The sequence below is a fragment of the Hydrogenophaga sp. RAC07 genome (assembly GCF_001713375.1).
Taxonomy (GTDB): domain Bacteria; phylum Pseudomonadota; class Gammaproteobacteria; order Burkholderiales; family Burkholderiaceae_C; genus Hydrogenophaga.
The window spans coordinates 1,013,128-1,032,889 of the sequence record NZ_CP016449.1; the positions used below are offsets into that span (position 1 = coordinate 1,013,128).

Genomic DNA, 19,762 nt, shown 5'->3' on the forward strand with positions numbered 1-19,762 from the left:
TCCGATGAAAAAAACCGTTCTGTTCCTGTCTGCCGTCCTCCTGTCCGCCTCCGCCCTGGCCCAACATTCCGACCAGGAGGTGAAGGAAGATATCCAGCGCCACCGCGGCATGGCCGCTGCACACGAGGGCGCGGCCAAATGCCTGGAGGCCGGCAAGGGCGAGAAAGTCTGCATGGCGGAACTCCAGGCGGCCTGCAAGGGTCTGGCCCTGGGCAAGTACTGTGGCATGCGCCACGCCCACTGAGTCCCGTCCAACCCTTCAGGAGCCCGAGCCGATGCAAACCCTCTTCACTGGCCTGTGGCTGAGCAGTCTTCTGGTGGCGGGCGTGTCGGCGCAGACCCTGAGCTCACCGCTGCCGCCGGGCACTCCGCCGCCAGCCCGCGCGGATGGCGCGGCCTTGCCCCACGGGCAGGGCGCCGGTGTGCACAGCCCATTGAGCCCGTTCGCACCGCTGCCCAAACGTACCGATGTGGTGGCCTGGTCCACGCTGACCGACATCACGACCAAGGTCGAACAAAAACGCATCGTGCCGGTGTACCCGTCGCCTGTGGCCGCGCTCCATCAGAAAACGCTGCGCCTGCAGGGCTTCATGATGCCGCTGGAGCCTGGTGAGAACCAGCGCCACTTCTTGCTGGCATCGGTGCCGCTCACCTGTGGTTTCTGCACACCCGGCGGGCCCGAGAGCATGGTCGAGGTGCGCACCAAGACACCGGTGAAGTACAAGCTTGAAGCGGTGGTGGTCGAGGGGACCTTTCACGTCTTGCACAACGATCCGTACGGCCTGTACTACCGCATCACCAACGCCGTGGGCGTGCCCTAGCGCGGATACCATCGGCGGGTGAACTTTGCCGCCCACCCCGCCGTCGCGTCCCTCACCCCCGTCTTTCTCTTGATGGCCATCGGCTTCCTTGCCGGGCGGCTGCAGTGGATCCGCGACGCCTCGGTGAAGGACCTCTCCAACCTCGTGTTTCTGGTGCTGATCCCGGCGCTGCTGTTTCGCACCATGAGCGCGGTGCGTTTCGAAGAGCTCGACCTGCGCCCGGTGCTGGCCTATTTCCCCGCGGCGCTGCTGCTGCTGGCCGTGTCGATCGCCTGGCGTGGCTTCAACCGCACCAGCGTGGTGATGGCCATGGCCGGGGTGTTCTCCAACATGGTCATGATCGGCATCACGCTGGTGGAGCTGGCCTACGGCAAGGCCGGGCTGGTCACGCTGCTGACGCTGGTGTCGGTGCATGCGCTGATCCTGCTGACCACCGGCTCCATCGTGCTGGAACTGGCGGTGGCGCGCGAAGCCCGTGCCGGCGGGGACCGTGCGCCCCATCTCTGGCAGACCGCCTTCTCGGCCATCAAGGGCGCTTTGATCCACCCGATTCCCCTGCCCATCCTCAGCGGCTTGTTGTTCTCGCAGACCGGCCTGAGCTTGCCCGCGGTGATCGACAAACCGCTGTTGCTGCTGGGCAATGCCTTCGGCCCGCTGTCGTTGGTGCTGATGGGTGTGACGCTGGCCAGCACCCCGCTGCGTGGGCACCTGCGCGACGCGCTGTGGATCACCGCTTCCAAGAACCTTGTGCTGCCCGTCATGGTGGGCCTGAGCGCCTGGGCGCTGGGCATCACCGGCCTGCCGCTGACGGTGATCGTCGTGGCCGGCGCGCTGCCCATCGGCGCCAACGTGTTTCTGTTCGCCCAGCGCTACGACGCCGCCCAGGTACTCACGACCGCCAGCATGGGCATGACCACGCTGGTGTCGCTCTTCACGTTGAGTTTGTTCATGCTCGCCATGTCGTGGATCAACTGACGACCGTCACTGGCTGATCTTGCGCGCCTCTTCGATCTGGTATTCGAAGTAACGCTGGATGCCGAAGGCCAGGCTGCCCATGAAGGCCACGGTGCCCATGAGCAGCGCCAGCACCAGCGTGGCTATGGTGAGCCAGTGCGTGGCGCCGGCATTGGCGTCCACCGGCAGCGTCGGGTTGAACCAGCGGTTCCATTTTTCGCGGTCGGTGAGTGCGTAGACGATCCCGGTGAGGCAGCTCGCGGCGATCGTCATGCCCAGCAGCGGAATCAGCACCCACGACAGTTTGTCGTCCTGCCCGTAGGTGAGCACACGGTCCACACCCCACCAACCGAGGGCCGCCGGAATCGGGTGCAGCCAGCCGATCCAGTCGCCCAGACCGCGCAAATAGAAACGGTGCAACCCGAGCGTGCCCCCGAGCACCGCCAGCACGGCAGCCAGCGTCTTGTTCTTGCCGCGGCCGATCACGCAGCGCTTTCAGGCGGCGTGGTGTCGCCGGCGCCCAGCGTTCTCTGCATCAGCACGATGTCCAGCCAGCGGTCGAACTTCCAGCCGCACGACTGCACCACCCCCACCGTCTCGAAGCCCAGCGCCTTGTGCACGCCGATCGAACCCGCGTTGGCGGAATCGCCGATCACGGCCATGACCTTGCGCACGCCACCGCGCTCCAGCGCCGCCATCAGCTCGGTCAGCAGCGCGCGGCCCAGGCCCTTGCCGTGCGCGGCCGGGTCCATGTAGATCGAGTCTTCCACCGAGAACCGGTAGGCGGGCCGGGGCTTGAACCAGTTGCCGTAGGCAAAGCCCAGCACCTGACCACCGTCTTCGACCACCAGCCACGGCAGGCCTTTGGACAACACGTCGGCGCGCCGCGTGGTCATGTCGGCCAGGCTTGGCGGGGTGGTTTCGAAGGTGCCGGTGCCGTGCAGCACGTGGTGGCGATAGATGCGGGTGATGGCGTCGAGATCGTCGTCTCGGCTGGGGCGGATCGTGGGCATGGGGCGTTTCAGAACGAACAGGGTGGAGTCTGTGACCTGGGAGGTCATCAGACGGGCTATAATCGCGGGTTTCGTGGCGTTTCGCTGGCCGGGTGGTCAGTCGTGTGTCTCAAGCGCTGCGGACAAGCGGATCGAAAGATCCAGTGATGTGCCAATTTCGGCACCTCTCCACCCGAAGGATAAATCATGGTCGTCATTCGACTCTCCCGCGGCGGCTCAAAGTCCCGTCCTTTCTACAACATCGTTGTGGCCGACAAGCGCAACCGCCGCGACGGTCGTTTCATCGAGCGCATCGGTTTCTACAACCCCCTGGCACGTGGTGGCGAAGAGCCGCTGCGCATCGCCCTGGACCGCCTGACCTACTGGACCGGCGTGGGTGCCACCCCGTCCGACACGGTCGAGCGTCTGGTCAAGCAGAACGCCGCCAAAGCTGCGGTCGCGGCCTGATCCTGCTGACCGCACGGTGAGCAACCCCGCGTCCGGCGCCTTCACGGCGTCGTCCCTCCCGGCCGATGCGGTCGAGTTGGGGCGCATACAGGACGCGTGGGGCATCAAGGGCTGGGTCCGCATCCTGCCCTACAGCGCCGACACCTCGGCGCTGATCGCTTCCCCCCAATGGTTCCTTGAGCCGCCCGAAGCCCGCTTCGCGCGCGGCTTCTCGGCGTTTTCGGGTTGCGTGAGCATCGCTCTTGCCGAGGTCAAGCCGCACACCGACGGTCTGGTCGCCCAGATCGAGGGCGTGAACGACCGCAACTCGGCCGAAGCGCTCAAGGGCGTGCGCATCTACCTGCCGCGCAGCGCCTTCCCGGCCACGCCCGAAGGTGAGTACTACTGGGTCGACCTGATCGGCCTGGACGTGGTCAACCGCGAAGGTGTGCACCTGGGCGTGGTGCGCGACTTGATGGCCACCGGGCCCAATTCCGTGCTGGTGCTCGAATACACCGACACTGTCGACGGTGTCGAGCAGGTGGCTGAACGCATGATTCCGTTCGTGGCCGCCTACATCGACGATGTGGACAAGGCGAAGCGCCGCATCACCGCCGACTGGCAAACAGATTATTAGGAAGCCCCCCTGCGCCGCTGGCGCGGCTTCCCCCCAGGGGCACGATGCCTGTGGCCCGGCAAAGCCGGTTCCACGGCATCCCTCGCATCAGACACGCACGCCGGAGAGGGCTCCCCGCACAGAGGTGCCGCGGGACTGGCTTTGCCAGACCGCAGGCGCCGTCCCCCTGGGGGGAAGCCGCGTCAGCGGCGCAGGGGGGCACAATCAAGTCCATGCGCTTCGACGTCATCACGCTGTTTCCTGAACTGTTTGCACCGTTTCTGCAACACGGCATCAACCGCCGCGCTTTTGAATCGGGTCTGGTCGACGTTCACCTCTGGAATCCACGCGACTTTGCCGAAGGCAACTACCGCCGCGTGGACGACCGTCCGTTTGGTGGCGGTCCGGGCATGGTCATGATGGCCGAGCCCCTGTGGCAGTGCCTGCAGGCGGTGCGCGCCGAACGCGCCGAGCCCGACGACGCACGCGCGCCAGTCGTGTTGTTTTCCCCCATTGGCGAAGCCCTCAACCACGCCGGCGTTGAACGCTGGTCTGCCAGCCAGGGTGCCGTTCTGCTGTGTGGCCGTTACGAAGGCATCGACCAGCGTTTCATCGACGCCTGTGTCGACCAGCAGATCAGCCTGGGTGATTTCGTGCTCTCGGGTGGCGAAATCGCTGCCATGGCGCTGCTCGATGCCGTGGCGCGCCTGCAGCCCGGTGTGCTGAGTGACGAAGGCAGCCACCAGCAGGACAGCTTCAACCCCGCGCTCGACGGTCTGCTCGACAGCCCTCACCACACGCGCCCCGAGGTCTGGCAGGGGCCGCAAGGTCCGATGCCGGTGCCCGAGGTGCTGCTGGGTGGTCACCACGAGCGCATTGCCCGCCACCGACGCGAGCAGAGTTTGCTGGTCACCGCACGTCAGCGGCCTGACCTGCTGACCCGCGCCCGCGAGCAGGGCTTGCTGGACGCCGCCGACCAAAGTTTCCTGCGCGCGCAGGGCTTGCTATAATCCAAGGCTTTTCGATCCTCTACCGGCCGCCGCGACCGGGTCAGCCCGCAACGTCAGCAGATCTTCTGCAAAGCGTTGGACAGGGCCCCTGCCGGATTCGTGGCCTTTAGTGCAGCGCGGGAATGATCGACGAACAGGAAACCATGAACCTCATCCAGACCCTAGAGCAAGAAGAAATTGCTCGCCTCGGCAAAGTCATTCCGCCGTTCGCCCCAGGCGACACGGTGATCGTCAGCGTGAACGTGATCGAAGGCACCCGCAAGCGTTTGCAGGCCTACGAAGGTGTGGTGGTCGCCCGCCGCAACCGTGGCCTGAACTCCAGCTTCATCGTGCGCAAGATCTCCAACGGCGAGGGTGTCGAGCGCACCTTCCCGCTGTACAGCCCGCTGATCGCCAAGATCGAAGTCAAGCGCCGCGGTGATGTGCGCCGTGCCAAGCTGTACTACCTGCGCGACCGCAGCGGCAAGTCGGCACGTATCAAGGAAAAGCTGGGCGCCAAGGCTGCATAAGCCCTGGGTGCTCTGACATCAGAAAGCCGCTCTCCGGAGCGGCTTTTTTGCGTCTGGCCTATGCTCGGCAATCCATGACCCAACTGTTGCCCGCGTTCGATCCCCGCCTGGTGCCCATCGTCAACGCAGAAGAGATCACGCATCCCGCCCACCCGGAACGCCTCACCGCCCACGGCTTGCGCGAGCTGTTCGCCAACCCACCGGTCTGGACGCCAGAGTTGGTGCGCGAGATCAAGTTCGCCAACCGGGCACCTGCGCATGCGGCCGTGATGTTGCCGCTGGTGATGCGCGACGAGCTCACCTTGCTGCTCACCCAGCGCACGGCCCACCTCTCCACCCATTCGGGCCAGATCGCCTTGCCCGGCGGCAAGATCGATCCCACCGACGCCGACCCCACCGCTGCGGCGTTGCGCGAGACGTTTGAAGAGATCGGCATTCCGCCCGAGCGCATCGAGGTGCTCGGCACGCTGCCGGTGTACGTCACGGGCACCTCGTTCATCGTCACCCCGGTGGTGGGGCTGGTGGAGCCGGGGTTCGAGCTGGTGCCCAACCCGCACGAGGTGGACGACGTGTTCGAGGTGCCCCTGTCGTTCCTCATGAACCCGCTGCACCACCGCCGGCACGCGTTCGACTTCGAAGGCGTGGTGCGCGAGTGGTATTCCATGCCCTACCAGGACGGGGACCAGGAACGCTTCATCTGGGGCGCCACGGCCGGCATGCTGCGCAACTTCTACCGCATGCTCAGCGCCTGAGTGGCCACGCTGGCGTGCGCTGTGCAGGCCACTATGATCGACCCATGGGTTTTTTCGCCATCCTCATTGCCTTGCTGCTGGAGCAGGCGCGTCCACTGGCCTACGACAACGTGGTGCATGCCGCGCTGCGCGGCTGGTCTCGCACGGTTCGCCGCAACCTGGACGCGGGCGAGTCTTCGCACGGCTGGGTCGCCTGGTCGCTGGCCGTGGGTGTGCCCGCCGTCACCGCGGCACTGGTGCACTGGGGCCTCTGGTGGTTCAGTTCGGTGCTGGCCTTTGTGTGGATGGTGGCGGTGCTCTACGTGACCTTGGGCTTTCGCCAGTTCAGTCACCACTTCAGCGAAATCCGCAACGCGCTCGAAGAGGGCAACGATGCGCTGGCGCGCGAGAAGCTGGCCGAATGGCTGCGGGTCGATGCCTCCAGCCTGCCGCGCAGTGAGCTGTTGCGCCAGGTGATCGAACACTCGGTGCTGTCGGCGCACCGCCATGTGTTCGGTGTGCTGGTGTGTTTTGTGGTGTTCTGGGCCCTGGGGCTCGGGCCCGCAGGCGCGGTGTTTTACCGCTCGGCCGAGTACCTGTCGCGCAACTGGCGCGCGCGCCCCGATGGCACGCCGAGCGTGGCCCTGCAGCACGCCGCCGCCAAGGCCTGGGCCTTTGTCGACCATGTGCCCGCGCGCGTGACGGCGCTGGGCTTTGCGGTGGTGGGCAACTTCGAGGAAGCCGTGGCCAGCTGGCGCGGCGACGCTGTGCGCTTCGCACCGGGCAGCAACGGTGTGGTGCTGGCCGCCACCTCGGGCGCACTCAACGTGCGCCTCACGCCACAGCCGGATCCTTCCGTGGTGCCCGAAGAGGGCGATCCCGGCAGCCGGCCCGAGCCGCAGCTGGCGCATCTCGGCAGCGTCGTGGGGCTGGTGTGGCGCGCGGTGGTGTTGTGGATGCTGCTGCTCGCGCTGGTCACGCTCGCGCGCTTCTGAAACCGCGCCCGACCCGGTTCAGTACTTGCGTTTGTCGGACAGCTCGGCGAACAACTCGCGGTACAGCCGGTAGCGGTTCTCGCTGATTGCCAGCGGATCGCCCCCGGTCACTTCTGCGTCACCCGTCTGCACATGCGCCACCACCGCACAGCCTGGCTCGTGCAGGTGGGTGCAGTTGTAGAAGCGGCAACTGCCCAGCGTGGCGTTCAGGTCGGGCATCAAGTGCGCGAGCTGCATGGGTTCGATGTGGTTCAGTCCAAATTCCTGAAAACCGGGTGAGTCGATCAGCGCGGTGGTGCGGGCTTCGTCCACCCAGTACCAACTGGTGCTGGTGGTCGTGTGTTTGCCCGAGTTCAGCGCGCGCGAAATCTCGCCGGTGAGCGCCTTGGCCGTGGGCACCAGGCGGTTCACCAACGTGCTCTTGCCCACGCCCGACGGGCCCAGCACCAGCGTGCGCTGGCCGGCCAGGCGCTGCTGCAGTGCGTCCAGGCCATCGTCACCCCCGGCGTCCTGGCCTTCGGCCTTCAGGCGCAGCGGCATCACCTTGCAACCCATGCGTCGGTAGGGATCGAGCCGCGCCCAGGCGCGGTCAAACGCGGGCTGCAGGTCGCTCTTGTTGAGCACGATCAGCACCTCGATGCGCTCGGCCTGCGCGGCGATCAGGGCGCGCGCCAGCTGGCTCTCGGAAAACTCGGGGTCTGCCGCCACCAGCACCAGCACCTGGTCGAGGTTGGCCGCGAACGACTTGGTGCGCATCTCGTCCTGCCGGTAGAACAGGTTGCGCCGTTCGTTCACGCGCTCGATGCTGCCTTCGTCGCCAGTGATCTGCCACTGCACCTGATCACCGACCACCACCGGGTTCTTCTTGCCCCGGGGATGGCAGATGCGGCGTTCGCCGTTGGCGCTTTCCACCATGCAGTGGCGACCGTGCGCAGCCACCACCAGACCGGTCTGCAGATCGGCCATCAGGCCTTCTGCAGTGCGTCCACCGCACCTGCACAGTGGAAGTCGCTCACCGAGATGCCACCCACATCGTGCGTGTTGAAGCGCACCGTGCAGCGGCTGTAGCCCAGGGCCAGGTCGGGGTGGTGGTCTTCGCGGTGGGCGATCCAGGCCACGGCGTTCACGAACGCCATGGTCTCGTGGAAATTGGTGAAGGTGAAGGCCTTCTCCAGCGCTCCGTCAATCAGCTTCCAGCCTTGGGCAGACTCGCCGTTGAGCTGGGTGAGCTGGCTCACGATTTCGGTGGCCGACAGGGCGCGGCGGTTCTGGTGGATGGGGTTCATGGAGGTCTTCAGGCAGCGGCTTGCAGGCGCGACAAACGCTCGCTCGCCGGTGGGTGGGAGTAGTAGAAGCGCGCGTACACCGGGTCGGGCGTGAGCGTGCTGGCGTTGTCTTTGTAGAGCTTGAGCAGTGCGCTGGCGAGATCGGGTCCGTTGGTGTGTTCCACGGCGTAGGCGTCGGCCTCGAACTCGTGTTTGCGAGACAGCTGCGCCATCAGCGGCGACAGGAAAAAGGTGAGCAGTGGCACCACCATCATGAACAGGATGAGCGCCAACGCGTTGTTGGGCGTGTCCAGCGACGGCATGACACCCAGGCCGCTGTAGAACCAGGCCTGACTCGACACCCAGCCCAGCAAGGCAAAGCCCGCCAGACTCAGCGAAAACATGAGCACGATGCGTTTGATGATGTGACGGCGCTTGTAGTGGCCGAGCTCGTGCGCGAGCACGGCGTCGATCTCTTCGGGGTTGAGCTGTTTGAGCAGGGTGTCGAAAAACACCACGCGCTTGGCCGCGCCGAAGCCGGTGAAGTAGGCGTTGGCGTGTGCGCTGCGCTTGCTGCCGTCCATGACGAACAGGCCCTTGGCGGCGAACCCGCAGCGCTGCATGAGTGCGTTCACGCGGGCCTTGAGCGTTTCGTCGGCCAGCGGCTCGAATTTGTTGAACAGCGGCGCGATCACGGTGGGATAGAGCACCAGGGCGAGCAGATTGAACACCATCCAGGCACCCCAGGCCCACAGCCACCACACCGGGCCGGCAGCACCCATGAGCCAAAGCACCAGCGCGGCGATCGGCAGGCCGATCAGTGCGCCGACCAGCGCGCCCTTGAGCAAGTCACCCAGCCAGAGCCCGGCGGTCATCTTGTTGAAGCCGAAGCGTTCTTCAATGCGGAAAGTGGCGTACCAGCCCAGCGGCAGTGTGATCAGGCCGCCGATGACGGCAAACGAACCCAGCAGAGCCAGCTGTTGAACCATGCCGCCGCCCAGGAGTGACAGCAGTGTCTGGTTGAGCCAGTCGAGGCCCCCCAACAGCGTCCAGGCCAGCAGCAGCGCGGCGTCAATGGCGATCTCGAGCATGCCGAAGCGCGTCTTGGTGATCGTGTAGTCGGCGGCCTTCTGGTGGGCGGCCACCGAGATGGTGCCGCTGAAGGCCGCCGGCACCGTGCCGCGGTGGCGGGCCACGTGGCGGATCTGCCGGCTCGCGAGCACGGTGCGAATGACCAGGCCGAGCACCAGCAGGGCGCAGAAGAGGGCTGTGAAGGCAAACGAGGCGGTGTCCATGGGTGGGGAGTCTATCGAAGAGCGCCTGCGCCAGACGCTTCAAGGGCCATGCCCAGCCCCTGCCTGGGCGGGCCATTCTGCCGATCGGTGAAAATCGCAGGATGACTTCAGCCCCCACCCCGGCCGACACGGCCCTGGCGACCGCCGCCACCGACACCCCCACCCTCGCCAAAAGCGACCAGAACCTGGTCTGGATCGACTGCGAGATGAGCGGCCTGGACCCCGAGAAGGAACGCCTGCTGGAGATCGCGGTGATCATCACCGGTCCAAACCTCACCCCGCGCATTGAAGGCCCGGTGCTCGTGATTCACCAGAGCGACGCGGTGCTGGGCGCCATGGACAACTGGAACAAGGGCACACACGGCAAAAGCGGTCTGATCGACAAGGTCAAGGCCAGCACGGTGACCGAAGAGCAGGCTCAGGCCGAGTTGCTGGCGTTCATCGGCAAGTACGTGCCCCGCAGCGGCTCGCCCATGTGCGGCAACACCATCAGCCAGGACCGCCGCTTCCTCGTGAAGTACATGCCCAAGCTGGAGGCCTACTTCCACTACCGCTGCCTGGACGTGAGCACGCTCAAGGAGCTGGCCAAACGCTGGCGGCCCGAGGTGTACGACGCCTTCAAGAAGCACCAGAAACACACCGCGCTGGCCGATGTGCATGAGTCCATCGACGAGCTGGAACACTACCGCACGCACTTCCTGCGCTGAGCGTGCAGGCCCTGTCTCATCGGCTGCCCAGCCGATGGGCATCCCGGACCCACATGACAGAATCGTGACCTTCACGCGAGATTCACATGCCCAAAAAAGCCCGTAGCAGCTTCATTTCCAAGCACCAGGAGGCCCTGCAACTGGGTGCTGCGGTGTTGTTCCTGATCCTGGTGGGGGTGTACGCCTCGCTCACCGGTGCCTCCACCATCGGACTCACCTCCTCGGCGGTGTGGTTGCTGATCGTGGCCGCCAGTGTGGGCGCCTACATGGCCATGAACATCGGTGCCAACGACGTGGCCAACAACATGGGCCCGGCGGTGGGCTCGGGTGCCATGACCATGGGCTGGGCCATCGTGGTGGCGGCCGTGTTCGAAGCACTCGGCGCCATCGTCGCGGGGGGCGACGTGGTCGGCACCATCAAGGGCGGCATCATCGACCCGGCCGCCATCAACGACCCCGCGCTGTTCGCCTGGGTCATGTTCTCGGCGCTGCTGGCCGGTGCACTCTGGCTCAACCTGGCCACTGCGTTGGGTGCGCCGGTGTCCACCACCCACTCCATCATCGGCGCCGTCATGGGCGCGGGCATCGCAGCGGGCGGTTGGGGCCTGGTCAACTGGGACACTATCGGCGCCATCGTCATCAGCTGGGTGATCTCGCCGCTCATGGGCGGGGCACTCGCCGCGGGTTTCCTCTACCTCATCAAGCGCAGCGTGACCTACCGCAGCGACAAGACGGATGCCGCCAGCCGCGTGGTGCCGGTGCTCATTTCGCTCATGGTCTGGGCCTACACCACCTACATGCTGCTCAAGGGCGTGAGCCAGTTGGTCAAGGTCGGCTTCCTGACCGCCCTGGCCATCGGCCTCGTGGTGTCCGTGGTCGTGTGGTGGCTGATCCGCAGGCCGATTGCGCGCATGGCCGTTCGGCAGGACAACAGCAAGGACGGCGTGAACCGCCTGTTCACCTGGCCGCTGATCTGCTCGGCCGCACTGCTGAGTTTTGCGCACGGCGCCAACGACGTGGCCAACGCCATCGGACCGCTGGCGGCGATCTACGAAGCGGTGAAAGAGGGCGCCATCGCCACCAAGGCGGGCACGCCGATGTGGATCATGGTGCTCGGTGCGCTGGGCCTGGCGGTCGGTCTGGCGCTGTATGGCGCGCGGCTGATTCGCACGGTGGGCAAGGAGATCACCGAGCTCGACAACATGCGCGCCTACTCGATCGCCATGTCGGCCACGCTCACCGTGATCGTCGCCTCGCAGCTCGGCATGCCCGTGTCCACCACTCACATCTCCATCGGCGCGGTGTTTGGCGTGGGGTTCTTGCGCGAGCTGCTCAAGGTGAACTACGCCAAGATGGAAGCGGTGGTGTTTGCCGGCCACCAAGGTGCCGACCGTGCCGAGGTCGAGGCCTACCTGCACCGCTTCGAAGCGGCCGAGGTGCAGGAGAAAAAACGCATGCTGGCCGAGATGAAGCGCCGCACCAAACAGCGCGAAGCGACACAAACCGCCGAGGGTGCCCTGCTGGCGAAGAAGGAACAGCGCGCCATGAAGAAGGCGATCAAGAAAGAGATCGTCAAGCGCTCGGCCGTCATGCGCATCGTGGCCGCGTGGATCGTCACCGTGCCCGCCACGGCGGTGCTCGCGGCCATTCTTTTCTACGTCGTTCGGGCCGTGCTCAGCTGATGAAAAAGAATCTTCAGGGTTTTCCCTGAAGATCGGGCTATAATCAGCGGCTTCGCAGGCAACTGCGATGATTTGTGCATCTGCCTCACACACAGGCCCCCCGATTGCAACGGTGGCGCAGTCCCTCAAAGGACCGCTCCACCCGCCAGATTCTTCAGAGTCCGGCCCAACGGATGGGGACCATTCGCTCCCAGCGTCACCGGAATCTTTCCAGGCTGACCGAAGGCGCGTAGACCGTTTGATGGTTGATGTTTTGTAACCACGAACGGATCTAGCGCCATGGAGCGGCCACCCCACTGCGGGTCGGCTGTCCTTCCCAGCGTCTTCATTCGATCAATTGCGCATTTTTTGGCGCATGGACGAACATGAGCGACTCTTTTGAAACGATGGGCGAATTCACGCCCGAAATCCTCTCTGCCGACATCGACGCAGAGATTTCTTCCAACGACACCGTCGAGGCCGCAGCGCCCGAAGTGCCCGCCGGCCCCAACGGCTTCGAGCTGCTGGGCCTGGCGCCCGAGCTGGTGCAAGCCTGTGCCGACCTGGGCTACCTGCAGCCCACCCAGGTGCAGAACAACGTGATTCCCAAGGCCATGCTGGCCCAGGGCGAAGCGCGTTTTGCCGACCTGATGGTGTCCAGCCAGACCGGCAGCGGCAAGACCGCCGCCTTCCTGCTGCCCGTGCTGCACACCCTGCTTCAGCAGCGTGCCGATGCCGACGCCAAGGAACGCGCCGAGCGCGAACGCCTGACCGCCGAAGCCCTGGCCCGTGGCGAAGCACCGCCCAAGGCCCCCAAGCGCAAAGACCCGACCAGCTCGCGCAATTTCAAGGCCGCCACCCCCGGCGCGCTGATTGTTTGCCCCACGCGCGAACTCGCGCAGCAGGTGGCCAACGACGCGATTGATCTGGTGCGCCACTGCCGTGGCCTGCGCATCGCCAACGTGGTGGGCGGCATGCCTTACCAGTTGCAGATCGCCAAGCTGCAGAACGCCGACCTCGTGGTCGCCACCCCCGGCCGCCTGCTGGACCTGCAGCGCTCGCAGCAGCTCAAGCTCGACCAGGTGCAGTTCCTGGTGGTTGACGAAGCCGACCGCATGCTCGACCTGGGCTTCTCCGACGACCTGGCTGAAATCAACACCCTGACCAGCCAGCGCCGCCAGACCATGATGTTCAGCGCCACGTTTGCGCCGCGCATCCAGCAGCTCGCCATGCGCGTGATGCACGAGAACGGCAAGCACGTTCAAAAGGTGCAGATCGACAACCCGCAAGAGCAACACGCCAACATCAAGCAGGTGCTGTTCTGGGCCGACAACGCCGACCACAAGCGCAAGCTGCTCGACCATTGGTTGCGCGACGCCGGCATCAACCAGGCCATCGTGTTCGCCAGCACCCAGATCGAGTGCGATGGTTTGGCCAACGACCTGCAGCAAGAAGGCTTCTCGGCCGTCGCGTTGCACGGTGCCCTGAGCCAGGGCATCCGCAACCGCCGCCTGATGGCGCTGCGCGCCGGCCAGGTGCAGATCCTGGTCGCCACCGACGTGGCCGCCCGCGGCATCGACGTGCCCACCATCACCCACGTCTTCAACTTCGGCCTGCCGATGAAGGCCGAGGACTACACGCACCGCATCGGCCGCACCGGCCGTGCCGGCCGCGATGGCCTGGCCATCACGTTCGCCGAGCTGCGCGACCGCCGCAAGATCTTCGACATCGAGGCTTACACGCGCCAGCGCATCAATGTGGAAACCGTGACCGGCCTCGAGCCGCGCCAGCGCGCTCCGCAAAACGAAGCCTTCGGCCGTGGCGGCCGCCCGGCTGGCCGTTCGAACGACCGCTTCGGTGGCAACGACCGCTTTGCCGGCAACAACGACCGCCGTGGCCCGGCGCCCCGCTTCGAAGCCCGCAACGAAGCACCCCGCGTGGACCACAGCCGTCCCGGCACGCGTTTTGACCCGCGTTTCGAAGGCCGCGCCGAGCCACAGCGCCCGGAAGGCCGTTTTGACAACCGCGGTGAGAACCGCTTTGGTGACCGTGGCGAGAACCGTGGTGAAGCCGGTGGCTACCGCCCCGACACGCGCCCCGCTGCCGGCCGCAACTTCGCCGACCGTGCACCCGCACGCCCCGGCTTCGGTCCCAAGCCTGGTGGCTTCAACAGCTTCGGCCGCAGCGACAAGCCCATGGGTGACCGTGGTGGCGATCGTGGTGCAGAGCGTGGTGGCTTCAGCGACCGTGGCAACGCCGAGCGCGGCGCCATGCGCGGTGAATTCGCACCGCGCCGCCCTGAAGGCGCCCCGTCGCGCCCCATGGCCCGCCGCAGCCCGCGCTGAGTCCATTCAGGCCTCAACAGCCTGATCAAGAAAAACCAGACCCCCGGGTCTGGTTTTTTTTCGTCTGTTCACGGCCCGGGCAGCAAAGCCCCCAGCCACGCAACACGGCGCCGCACGAATCAGAATCGCCCGATGACGTATCGGGTGGTCTGGTTCAAGCGCGACCTGCGGGTGTGGGATCACGCGCCGCTGGCCGAGGCCGCGCGCCTGGGGCCGGTGCTGTGCCTGTATGTGCTGGAGCCCGCGCTGTGGCGCCAGCCCGATGCCGCGCGGCAGCATCTCGGCTTTGTGCAGGAGAGCCTGAAAGACCTGCAGGCCGACATCAAACGCGTCGGTGGCCGGTTGCAGCTCGCGGTGGGTGATGCGGTGACCGTGCTGGAACGACTGCACCAGCAAGCCCCTTTCATCGAATTGCTGTCGCACGAAGAAACCGGCAACGCCGCGAGCTACGAGCGCGACCGCCGCGTGAAACAGTGGTGCGCTGAACGCGCCGTGCCGTGGCGCGAGTTCCGCCAGTTCGGCGTGGTGCGTGGCCTGCGTGAACGCAAGCACTGGGTGCGGCAGTGGGAACAACTCACGCACGCCGGGCAGGCGCCCACACCATCGCTGCAAGCGGCCGAAGTACCGCGCTTCACCGACCCCTGGCCGAGCGCGGACGATCTGGGTCTCGACGCCCACGAACCACCCGAGCGCCAACGTGGCGGCCGCACGAATGGCATGGCCGTGTTGCAGAGTTTCCTGAACGAGCGCAGCGTCAGCTACCGCGGCGGCATCTCCTCACCGCTCTCGGCGCCCACCGCCTGCTCGCGCCTCTCGCCCTACCTCACCTGGGGAAACCTCAGCCTGCGCGAGGTGGTGCAGGCCACGCGCGCCCGCCTCGACGATCCCGCTTTGCCCGGCCGCCAGCGCCAGGGGCTGGAAGGTTTCATGAGCCGGCTGCACTGGCACTGCCACTTCATCCAGAAGCTGGAGACCGAACCCGCCATCGAGCACCACAACATGCACCCCGGCTATGAGGGCCTGCGCGAGCGCGACCACAACCCGGCGCACCTGCAAGCCCTCATGGATGGGCGCACCGGCTGGCCGCTGGTGGACGCCTGCGTGGCCATGTTGCGCGAGACCGGCTGGATCAACTTCCGCATGCGGGCCATGCTGGTGTCCGTGGCGGCGTATCCGCTGTGGCTGCATTGGCGCCCGGTGGGCGAGTGGCTCGCGCGCCAGTTCATCGACTACGAGCCCGGCATCCACTGGAGCCAGCTGCAGATGCAGAGCGGCACCACCGGCATCAACACCACGCGCGTTTACAACCCCGTCAAGCAGGCGCAGGACCACGACCCGCACGGCCACTTTGTGCGCCGCTGGTTGCCCGCGATGCAGCGCGTGCCCGACACCTGGCTGTTCCAGCCCTGGCTCATGCCGCCCGAGCTGCAGGCCCGCTGCGGCGTGTTGGTGGGCGTGGACATTGCCGCGCCTTTGGTGGACCTGGAGGTCGCCACGCGCGCGGCCAAGGAGCGCGTGTACGCCTTGCGCACCGACCCGGCCGTGGCGGCGGTGCAGGCCAGCATCGTCAAGCGCCACGGCTCGCGCAACCGCAGTGCGGAAAACATCACCAGGCCACGCCCGGCGGAAGCACCGTCGCAAGCCTCGCTGGACTTCTGATGACCGGGCCCATGACCACCCCTCCCAGCATCCTGCTCGTGTGCATCGGCAACCGCGTGCGCAGCCCGCTGGCCCAGGGTTTCCTGCGCGCGGAGCTCGACTCCGCCGGGCTGACCCATGTGCGGGTCGATTCGGCGGGCACCAACGTCTGGCCGGGCGGTGAGCCGCCCGAGCGCGAGGCCATCTTCGAGGCGGCGCGCGCGGGCATCCCCATCGAACACCTGCGCTCGCGCGAGCTCACCGAGGCCGACTTCGACAGCCACTCCCAGGTGCTCGCCATGGACTGGGACAGCCACGCCCTGGCCGAAGCCATGGCACCCGCCGAGCATCGCCACAAGATCGGCCATCTGGCCCACTTTGCCCGGCGCGAGAAGGTCACCACCATCCCCGACCCGGCCGCCACCGGCTACGCGCGCACGCTGGCCTGCATCCAGGACGCTTGCGAGGGCTGGGTGGTGAAACACCTGGTCCGCCGTCCCACCCGCTGACACATCTGAGGCCCCGGCTCGTTACCATGCGAGCATGTCCAGGCTGTCCCAATCCATCCGCTTCTGCACCTCGGCAGACCAGACGCGGATTGCATTCGCCACCACCGGGCAAGGCCCCGCAGTCGTGCGCGCGGCCCATTTCCTCACCCACCTAGATTTCGACCTGAACAGTCCCGTCTGGGCCCCGTGGATCACGGAGTTGAGCCAGGGCCACACGCTGCTGCGCTACGACGGCCGCGGCTGTGGCTTGTCTGATGCGGCACCCGCCGCCCTGTCGCTCGATGCCTGGGTGTCCGACCTGGAAGCTGTGGTGAACGCGGCCGGGCTGGAGCGCTTTGCCTTGTTCGGTTGCTCACAAGGAGCGGCCATTTCCCTGGCCTATGCGGCGCGCCACCCCGAGCGCGTGAGTTGCATCGTGCTGCTCGGTGGCTATGCCCGAGGGCCGCTCAAGAGGAACCCCACGTCCGAGCAACGCAAACAGGCCCAGCTGATGCTCGACCTGATCGAGCTCGGCTGGGGGCAGGACAACCCGGCGTTTCGCCAGGTGTTCACCTCGCTCTTCATTCCCGGCGGCAGCGCCGAGCAGGTGAGCTGGTTCAACGAGCTGGAGCGCCTGTCCTGCACGCCGGCGCACGCAGCGCAGACGGTGGCGGCCTTCGGCACCATCGATGTTTGCGATCTGGCCGCCCGGATCCACTGCCCCACGCTCGTGCTGCATGCGCGGGGCGACGCCCGCGTGCCCTTCGAGGAAGGGCGCCACATGGCGGGCGTCATTCCCGGTGCCCGCTTCGTGCCGCTGGAGAGCCGCAACCACGTGTTGCTCCACGGTGAGCCTGCCTTCGCCCGCTGCTTCACCGAGATCCAGGCCTTTCTGCAAACCCACCACGAAGCGGCTCCAAGCACTGCCTTTCCCAGCCTGACGCCGGGCGAGCGCGAGCTGCTCGAACTGCTGGCGCACGGGCTCGACAACCTCCAGATCTCGGCCCACCTGGGCCTGTCCGAGAAAACCGTGCGCAACAAGGTGTCGTCGGTGTTTGCCAAGCTCGATGCGGCCACGCGTGCCCAGGCCATCGTGCGTGCGCGCGACGCCGGCTTTGGCCAGGCGCCCTTGCCACGCTGACACGGGACACCCGTCCCGACTCCCGGGGTGGTTTGCGCCCCGGTTGGGCGCCTGACCGGGACAACTGACTCGCGCCAGCCGCGCCATGCTCCGGTGCAATGGACCTCACGGAATGCATCCGTTCTGGAGGTCAACATGGCTCAACTGTCCTACCCCGTCAAGCAGTCAACGCACACCGCTGTTGCCATCCGCCCGGACACATCGGGCATCGTTCGCGCCCTGCTGCGCGTGTGGGTGTGGGCGTGCCGCCACGCGGAGCGACCTGGCCGTGTTGTGCCTTACGTTTGAGCGCGCAGCCTTTGGCTCAGCGCGGCGCGCCCGCCGCGAGCCAGGCGCGCCAGCCACCGAAGTGCGTGATGTCGGTCGCGCCCGTGATGCCGATGCCTTCGCAGATGAATCCGGGTACCTCGCTGCCGTCGGCCAGTTTCACCTTGCCGATGCCCAGCGGCGCCGGGATGCCGGCCACGAAGCTGCCGAAGTGGGCGGCGGGGACTTCCCACACCTCCAGCGCAATGGCCGAGCCGCCCTCGGCCACGCGCACCATGCTGGGCCGCTGAACCGGACCACCGGCGAGGGCGTGCAACCGGTATTCGGGCGCCGAGTGGGGACTGCCGATGAGGCGTGCGCCGCGCGAGGTGAGCTGGTGGTTCAGGGGCAGACCCGAGAGGTGGGCGCCGCACACGGCCACGCGCACGGTGCCGCTGCCCGCCGCGCCCACCTCGCCCGAGGGCAGGCCGGTGCAGGGCGCTGTGCCGGCCAGCGGCGTGGGCGTGGCGCCGAGCGTGGCGGTCTCGGCGCGGTGGAAACGGTCGGCCAGGCGCAGCAAGGCGATGTCCTTGAACGCGGGCGCGGCCAGGGTCACGCCCCAGGGCAGGCACTGCGCCGCGCCGCCCGCCAGAAAGCCCGAGGGCACGGCCACCGCGCTGTAGTCCAGCAGGTTCATGAAGTTGGTGTAGCGGCCCAGGTTGGAGTTGAGCTGGATCGGGTCGGCCTGCATGGCGTCGATGCGGTAGATGGTGCCGGCGGTGGGTGTGAGCAGGCAGTCGATGTCGCTCCATACCGCGTCGCACACGCGCTTGAGCGCCTTGAGGCGGTAGCTCGCGGCAAAGGCCTGGGCGCCGGTCACGTTGCGGCCACCTTCGATGATGGTGCGCACCGGCGGAAACACCGCCTCGGGTTGCGCGTTGATGAAGTCCTGGATGGCGACATAACGCTCGGCCACCCACGGGCCGTCGTAGAGCAGGCGCGCTGCTTCGAGAAAGGGAGTGAGGTCCACTTCGACCGGTGTGCCACCCAGCGCCTTGAGCCGCTCCACCGAGGTGTTGAACAGCGTCGCGGCAGCGTCGTTGCCGAAGAACTCCAGGTCTTCTGCACGCGGCACCCCAAAGCGGAACGGACCGGAAGAAAAATCCACCCCAAAGGGTTGGGCTGGCCGGCTGTAGGCATCGGCTGCGTCGAAGGCCGCGGCAGCGCCCAGCACGGCCTGCACGTCGCCCGCCGTCAGCGCAAAGATGCTCACCGTGTCCAGCGAGCGGCAGGCCGGCACCATGCCGGTGCCCGAGAGCAGACCCAGCGTGGGCTTGAGGCCCACCAGATTGTTGAACGAAGCCGGCACGCGGCCCGAGCCGGCGGTGTCGGTGCCCAGCGAAAACGTGGCATACCCCTTGGCCACCGCCACGGCCGAGCCCGAGCTGGAGCCGCCCGAGATGAACTCGGGGTCGAACGCGTTCTTGCACGCGCCATAGGGCGAACGCGTTCCGTTGAGGCCGGTGGCGAACTGGTCGAGGTTGGCCTTGCCCACCGGCACCGCACCGGCGGCCAGGAGATGCTGGATCAGGAAGGCGTTCTCCGAGGGCGTGTACGCAAACTCGGGGCAGCCGGCGGTGGTGGGAATGCCGGCGAGGTCGATGTTGTCCTTGATCACGAAGGGCACACCGAACAGCGGCAGGCTGGCCGGGTCCACGCCGTCAAGCCGGGCCACCAGGGGCGCTGCCTCGGCATCCGTCAGCACATGGATGAAGGCGTGGTGCGTGTCGGCCCGGCAGCGCGCCAGCGCCTCGGCGATCACCTCGCGCACGGTGGTGCCGCTGCGGTAGGCGGCCTGCAGGCTCGCGAGGTCAAAAGACAGATGGCTCAGTGACATGGAA

Annotated in this window: 22 protein-coding genes; 16 read left to right on the forward strand and 6 right to left on the reverse strand. The window is 66.7% G+C overall.

Features of this window, described 5'->3' with window-relative positions:
- Nucleotides 1-4 precede the first annotated feature (4 nt).
- Genes BSY239_RS04655 through BSY239_RS04665 form a run of 3 tightly spaced genes read left to right on the forward strand, consistent with a single transcriptional unit; the run spans nucleotide 5 to nucleotide 1,796 of the window.
- Entirely contained in the window at nucleotides 5-244 is a 240-nt protein-coding gene (locus BSY239_RS04655) for a hypothetical protein (RefSeq protein WP_069045818.1), read from the forward strand.
- A gap of 31 nt (nucleotides 245-275) precedes the next feature.
- The gene (locus BSY239_RS04660; protein WP_069045819.1) at nucleotides 276-821 is read left to right on the forward strand and encodes a DUF3299 domain-containing protein; all 546 of its coding nucleotides are present in this window, start codon (nucleotides 276-278) and stop codon (nucleotides 819-821) included.
- A gap of 18 nt (nucleotides 822-839) precedes the next feature.
- Entirely contained in the window at nucleotides 840-1,796 is a 957-nt protein-coding gene (locus BSY239_RS04665; RefSeq protein WP_083239815.1) for an AEC family transporter, read from the forward strand.
- A 6-nt stretch (nucleotides 1,797-1,802) separates the two neighbouring features.
- Here the strand turns inward: BSY239_RS04665 and BSY239_RS04670 are convergent, their stop codons facing one another.
- Nucleotides 1,803-2,258 carry an NINE protein gene (locus tag BSY239_RS04670; RefSeq protein ID WP_069048776.1) on the reverse strand — a complete coding sequence of 152 codons (456 nt, stop codon included), beginning with the start codon at nucleotides 2,256-2,258 and terminating at the stop codon, nucleotides 1,803-1,805.
- Complete coding sequence (locus tag BSY239_RS04675) at nucleotides 2,258-2,788, reverse strand: GNAT family N-acetyltransferase (protein WP_069045821.1); 531 nt, start codon at nucleotides 2,786-2,788, stop codon at nucleotides 2,258-2,260. The genes BSY239_RS04670 and BSY239_RS04675 overlap by 1 nt, the downstream gene beginning before the upstream one ends.
- Before the next feature lie 186 nt (nucleotides 2,789-2,974).
- Here BSY239_RS04675 and rpsP point away from each other — a divergent pair, with 186 nt between their 5' ends.
- The 6 genes from rpsP (at nucleotide 2,975) to BSY239_RS04705 (ending at nucleotide 7,075) form a co-directional block, all read left to right on the forward strand.
- On the forward strand, nucleotides 2,975-3,235 hold the full coding sequence (gene rpsP, locus BSY239_RS04680; RefSeq protein ID WP_069045822.1) for a 30S ribosomal protein S16: 261 nt from the start codon (nucleotides 2,975-2,977) through the stop codon (nucleotides 3,233-3,235).
- A gap of 16 nt (nucleotides 3,236-3,251) precedes the next feature.
- On the forward strand, nucleotides 3,252-3,851 hold the full coding sequence (gene rimM / locus BSY239_RS04685) for a ribosome maturation factor RimM (protein ID WP_069045823.1): 600 nt from the start codon (nucleotides 3,252-3,254) through the stop codon (nucleotides 3,849-3,851).
- A 212-nt stretch (nucleotides 3,852-4,063) separates the two neighbouring features.
- Nucleotides 4,064-4,840 (forward strand): tRNA (guanosine(37)-N1)-methyltransferase TrmD, encoded by a 777-nt coding sequence (gene trmD / locus BSY239_RS04690; protein ID WP_069045824.1) that lies wholly within the window; start codon nucleotides 4,064-4,066, stop codon nucleotides 4,838-4,840.
- 143 nt (nucleotides 4,841-4,983) lie between these two features.
- Nucleotides 4,984-5,349: a 50S ribosomal protein L19 gene (rplS, locus tag BSY239_RS04695; protein WP_069048777.1), complete on the forward strand. Its 366-nt coding sequence runs from the start codon at nucleotides 4,984-4,986 to the stop codon at nucleotides 5,347-5,349.
- Nucleotides 5,350-5,423: 74 nt separating this feature from the next.
- Entirely contained in the window at nucleotides 5,424-6,101 is a 678-nt protein-coding gene (locus BSY239_RS04700) for a CoA pyrophosphatase (RefSeq protein WP_069045825.1), read from the forward strand.
- Nucleotides 6,102-6,145: 44 nt separating this feature from the next.
- Nucleotides 6,146-7,075, forward strand: coding sequence for a CobD/CbiB family protein (locus BSY239_RS04705; protein ID WP_069045826.1), 930 nt, complete (start codon nucleotides 6,146-6,148; stop codon nucleotides 7,073-7,075).
- Between the two features lie 18 nt (nucleotides 7,076-7,093).
- Here BSY239_RS04705 and rsgA read toward each other — a convergent pair whose 3' ends face one another.
- Genes rsgA through BSY239_RS04720 form a run of 3 tightly spaced genes read right to left on the reverse strand, consistent with a single transcriptional unit; the run spans nucleotide 7,094 to nucleotide 9,635 of the window.
- Entirely contained in the window at nucleotides 7,094-8,041 is a 948-nt protein-coding gene (gene rsgA, locus BSY239_RS04710; RefSeq protein ID WP_069045827.1) for a ribosome small subunit-dependent GTPase A, read from the reverse strand.
- A complete protein-coding gene (locus tag BSY239_RS04715; RefSeq protein ID WP_069045828.1) occupies nucleotides 8,041-8,361 on the reverse strand; it encodes a 4a-hydroxytetrahydrobiopterin dehydratase in 321 nt (106 codons plus the stop codon). The genes rsgA and BSY239_RS04715 overlap by 1 nt, the downstream gene beginning before the upstream one ends.
- Nucleotides 8,362-8,369: 8 nt before the next feature.
- A complete protein-coding gene (locus tag BSY239_RS04720; RefSeq protein ID WP_069045829.1) occupies nucleotides 8,370-9,635 on the reverse strand; it encodes a M48 family metallopeptidase in 1,266 nt (421 codons plus the stop codon).
- Nucleotides 9,636-9,736: 101 nt separating this feature from the next.
- On the opposite strand from BSY239_RS04720, the gene orn reads away from it, so the two are divergent.
- The 7 genes from orn (at nucleotide 9,737) to BSY239_RS22375 (ending at nucleotide 17,903) form a co-directional block, all read left to right on the forward strand.
- Nucleotides 9,737-10,342: an oligoribonuclease gene (orn, locus tag BSY239_RS04725; protein WP_069045830.1), complete on the forward strand. Its 606-nt coding sequence runs from the start codon at nucleotides 9,737-9,739 to the stop codon at nucleotides 10,340-10,342.
- Between the two features lie 86 nt (nucleotides 10,343-10,428).
- Nucleotides 10,429-12,024 (forward strand): inorganic phosphate transporter, encoded by a 1,596-nt coding sequence (locus BSY239_RS04730; RefSeq protein WP_069045831.1) that lies wholly within the window; start codon nucleotides 10,429-10,431, stop codon nucleotides 12,022-12,024.
- 365 nt (nucleotides 12,025-12,389) lie between these two features.
- The gene (locus BSY239_RS04735) at nucleotides 12,390-14,348 is read left to right on the forward strand and encodes a DEAD/DEAH box helicase (protein ID WP_083239816.1); all 1,959 of its coding nucleotides are present in this window, start codon (nucleotides 12,390-12,392) and stop codon (nucleotides 14,346-14,348) included.
- Nucleotides 14,349-14,480: 132 nt separating this feature from the next.
- Nucleotides 14,481-16,007: a cryptochrome/deoxyribodipyrimidine photo-lyase family protein gene (locus BSY239_RS04740; RefSeq protein ID WP_069045832.1), complete on the forward strand. Its 1,527-nt coding sequence runs from the start codon at nucleotides 14,481-14,483 to the stop codon at nucleotides 16,005-16,007.
- Nucleotides 16,008-16,018: 11 nt separating this feature from the next.
- On the forward strand, nucleotides 16,019-16,495 hold the full coding sequence (locus BSY239_RS04745) for a low molecular weight protein-tyrosine-phosphatase (protein ID WP_069045833.1): 477 nt from the start codon (nucleotides 16,019-16,021) through the stop codon (nucleotides 16,493-16,495).
- Between the two features lie 34 nt (nucleotides 16,496-16,529).
- Nucleotides 16,530-17,615 carry an alpha/beta fold hydrolase gene (locus BSY239_RS04750; protein WP_069045834.1) on the forward strand — a complete coding sequence of 362 codons (1,086 nt, stop codon included), beginning with the start codon at nucleotides 16,530-16,532 and terminating at the stop codon, nucleotides 17,613-17,615.
- Nucleotides 17,616-17,750: 135 nt separating this feature from the next.
- Complete coding sequence (locus BSY239_RS22375; protein ID WP_156775416.1) at nucleotides 17,751-17,903, forward strand: hypothetical protein; 153 nt, start codon at nucleotides 17,751-17,753, stop codon at nucleotides 17,901-17,903.
- Between the two features lie 16 nt (nucleotides 17,904-17,919).
- On the opposite strand, the gene atzF is transcribed toward BSY239_RS22375, so the two are convergent.
- Nucleotides 17,920-19,758 (reverse strand): allophanate hydrolase, encoded by a 1,839-nt coding sequence (gene atzF, locus BSY239_RS04755; protein WP_069045835.1) that lies wholly within the window; start codon nucleotides 19,756-19,758, stop codon nucleotides 17,920-17,922.
- Nucleotides 19,759-19,762: the final 4 nt, after the last annotated feature.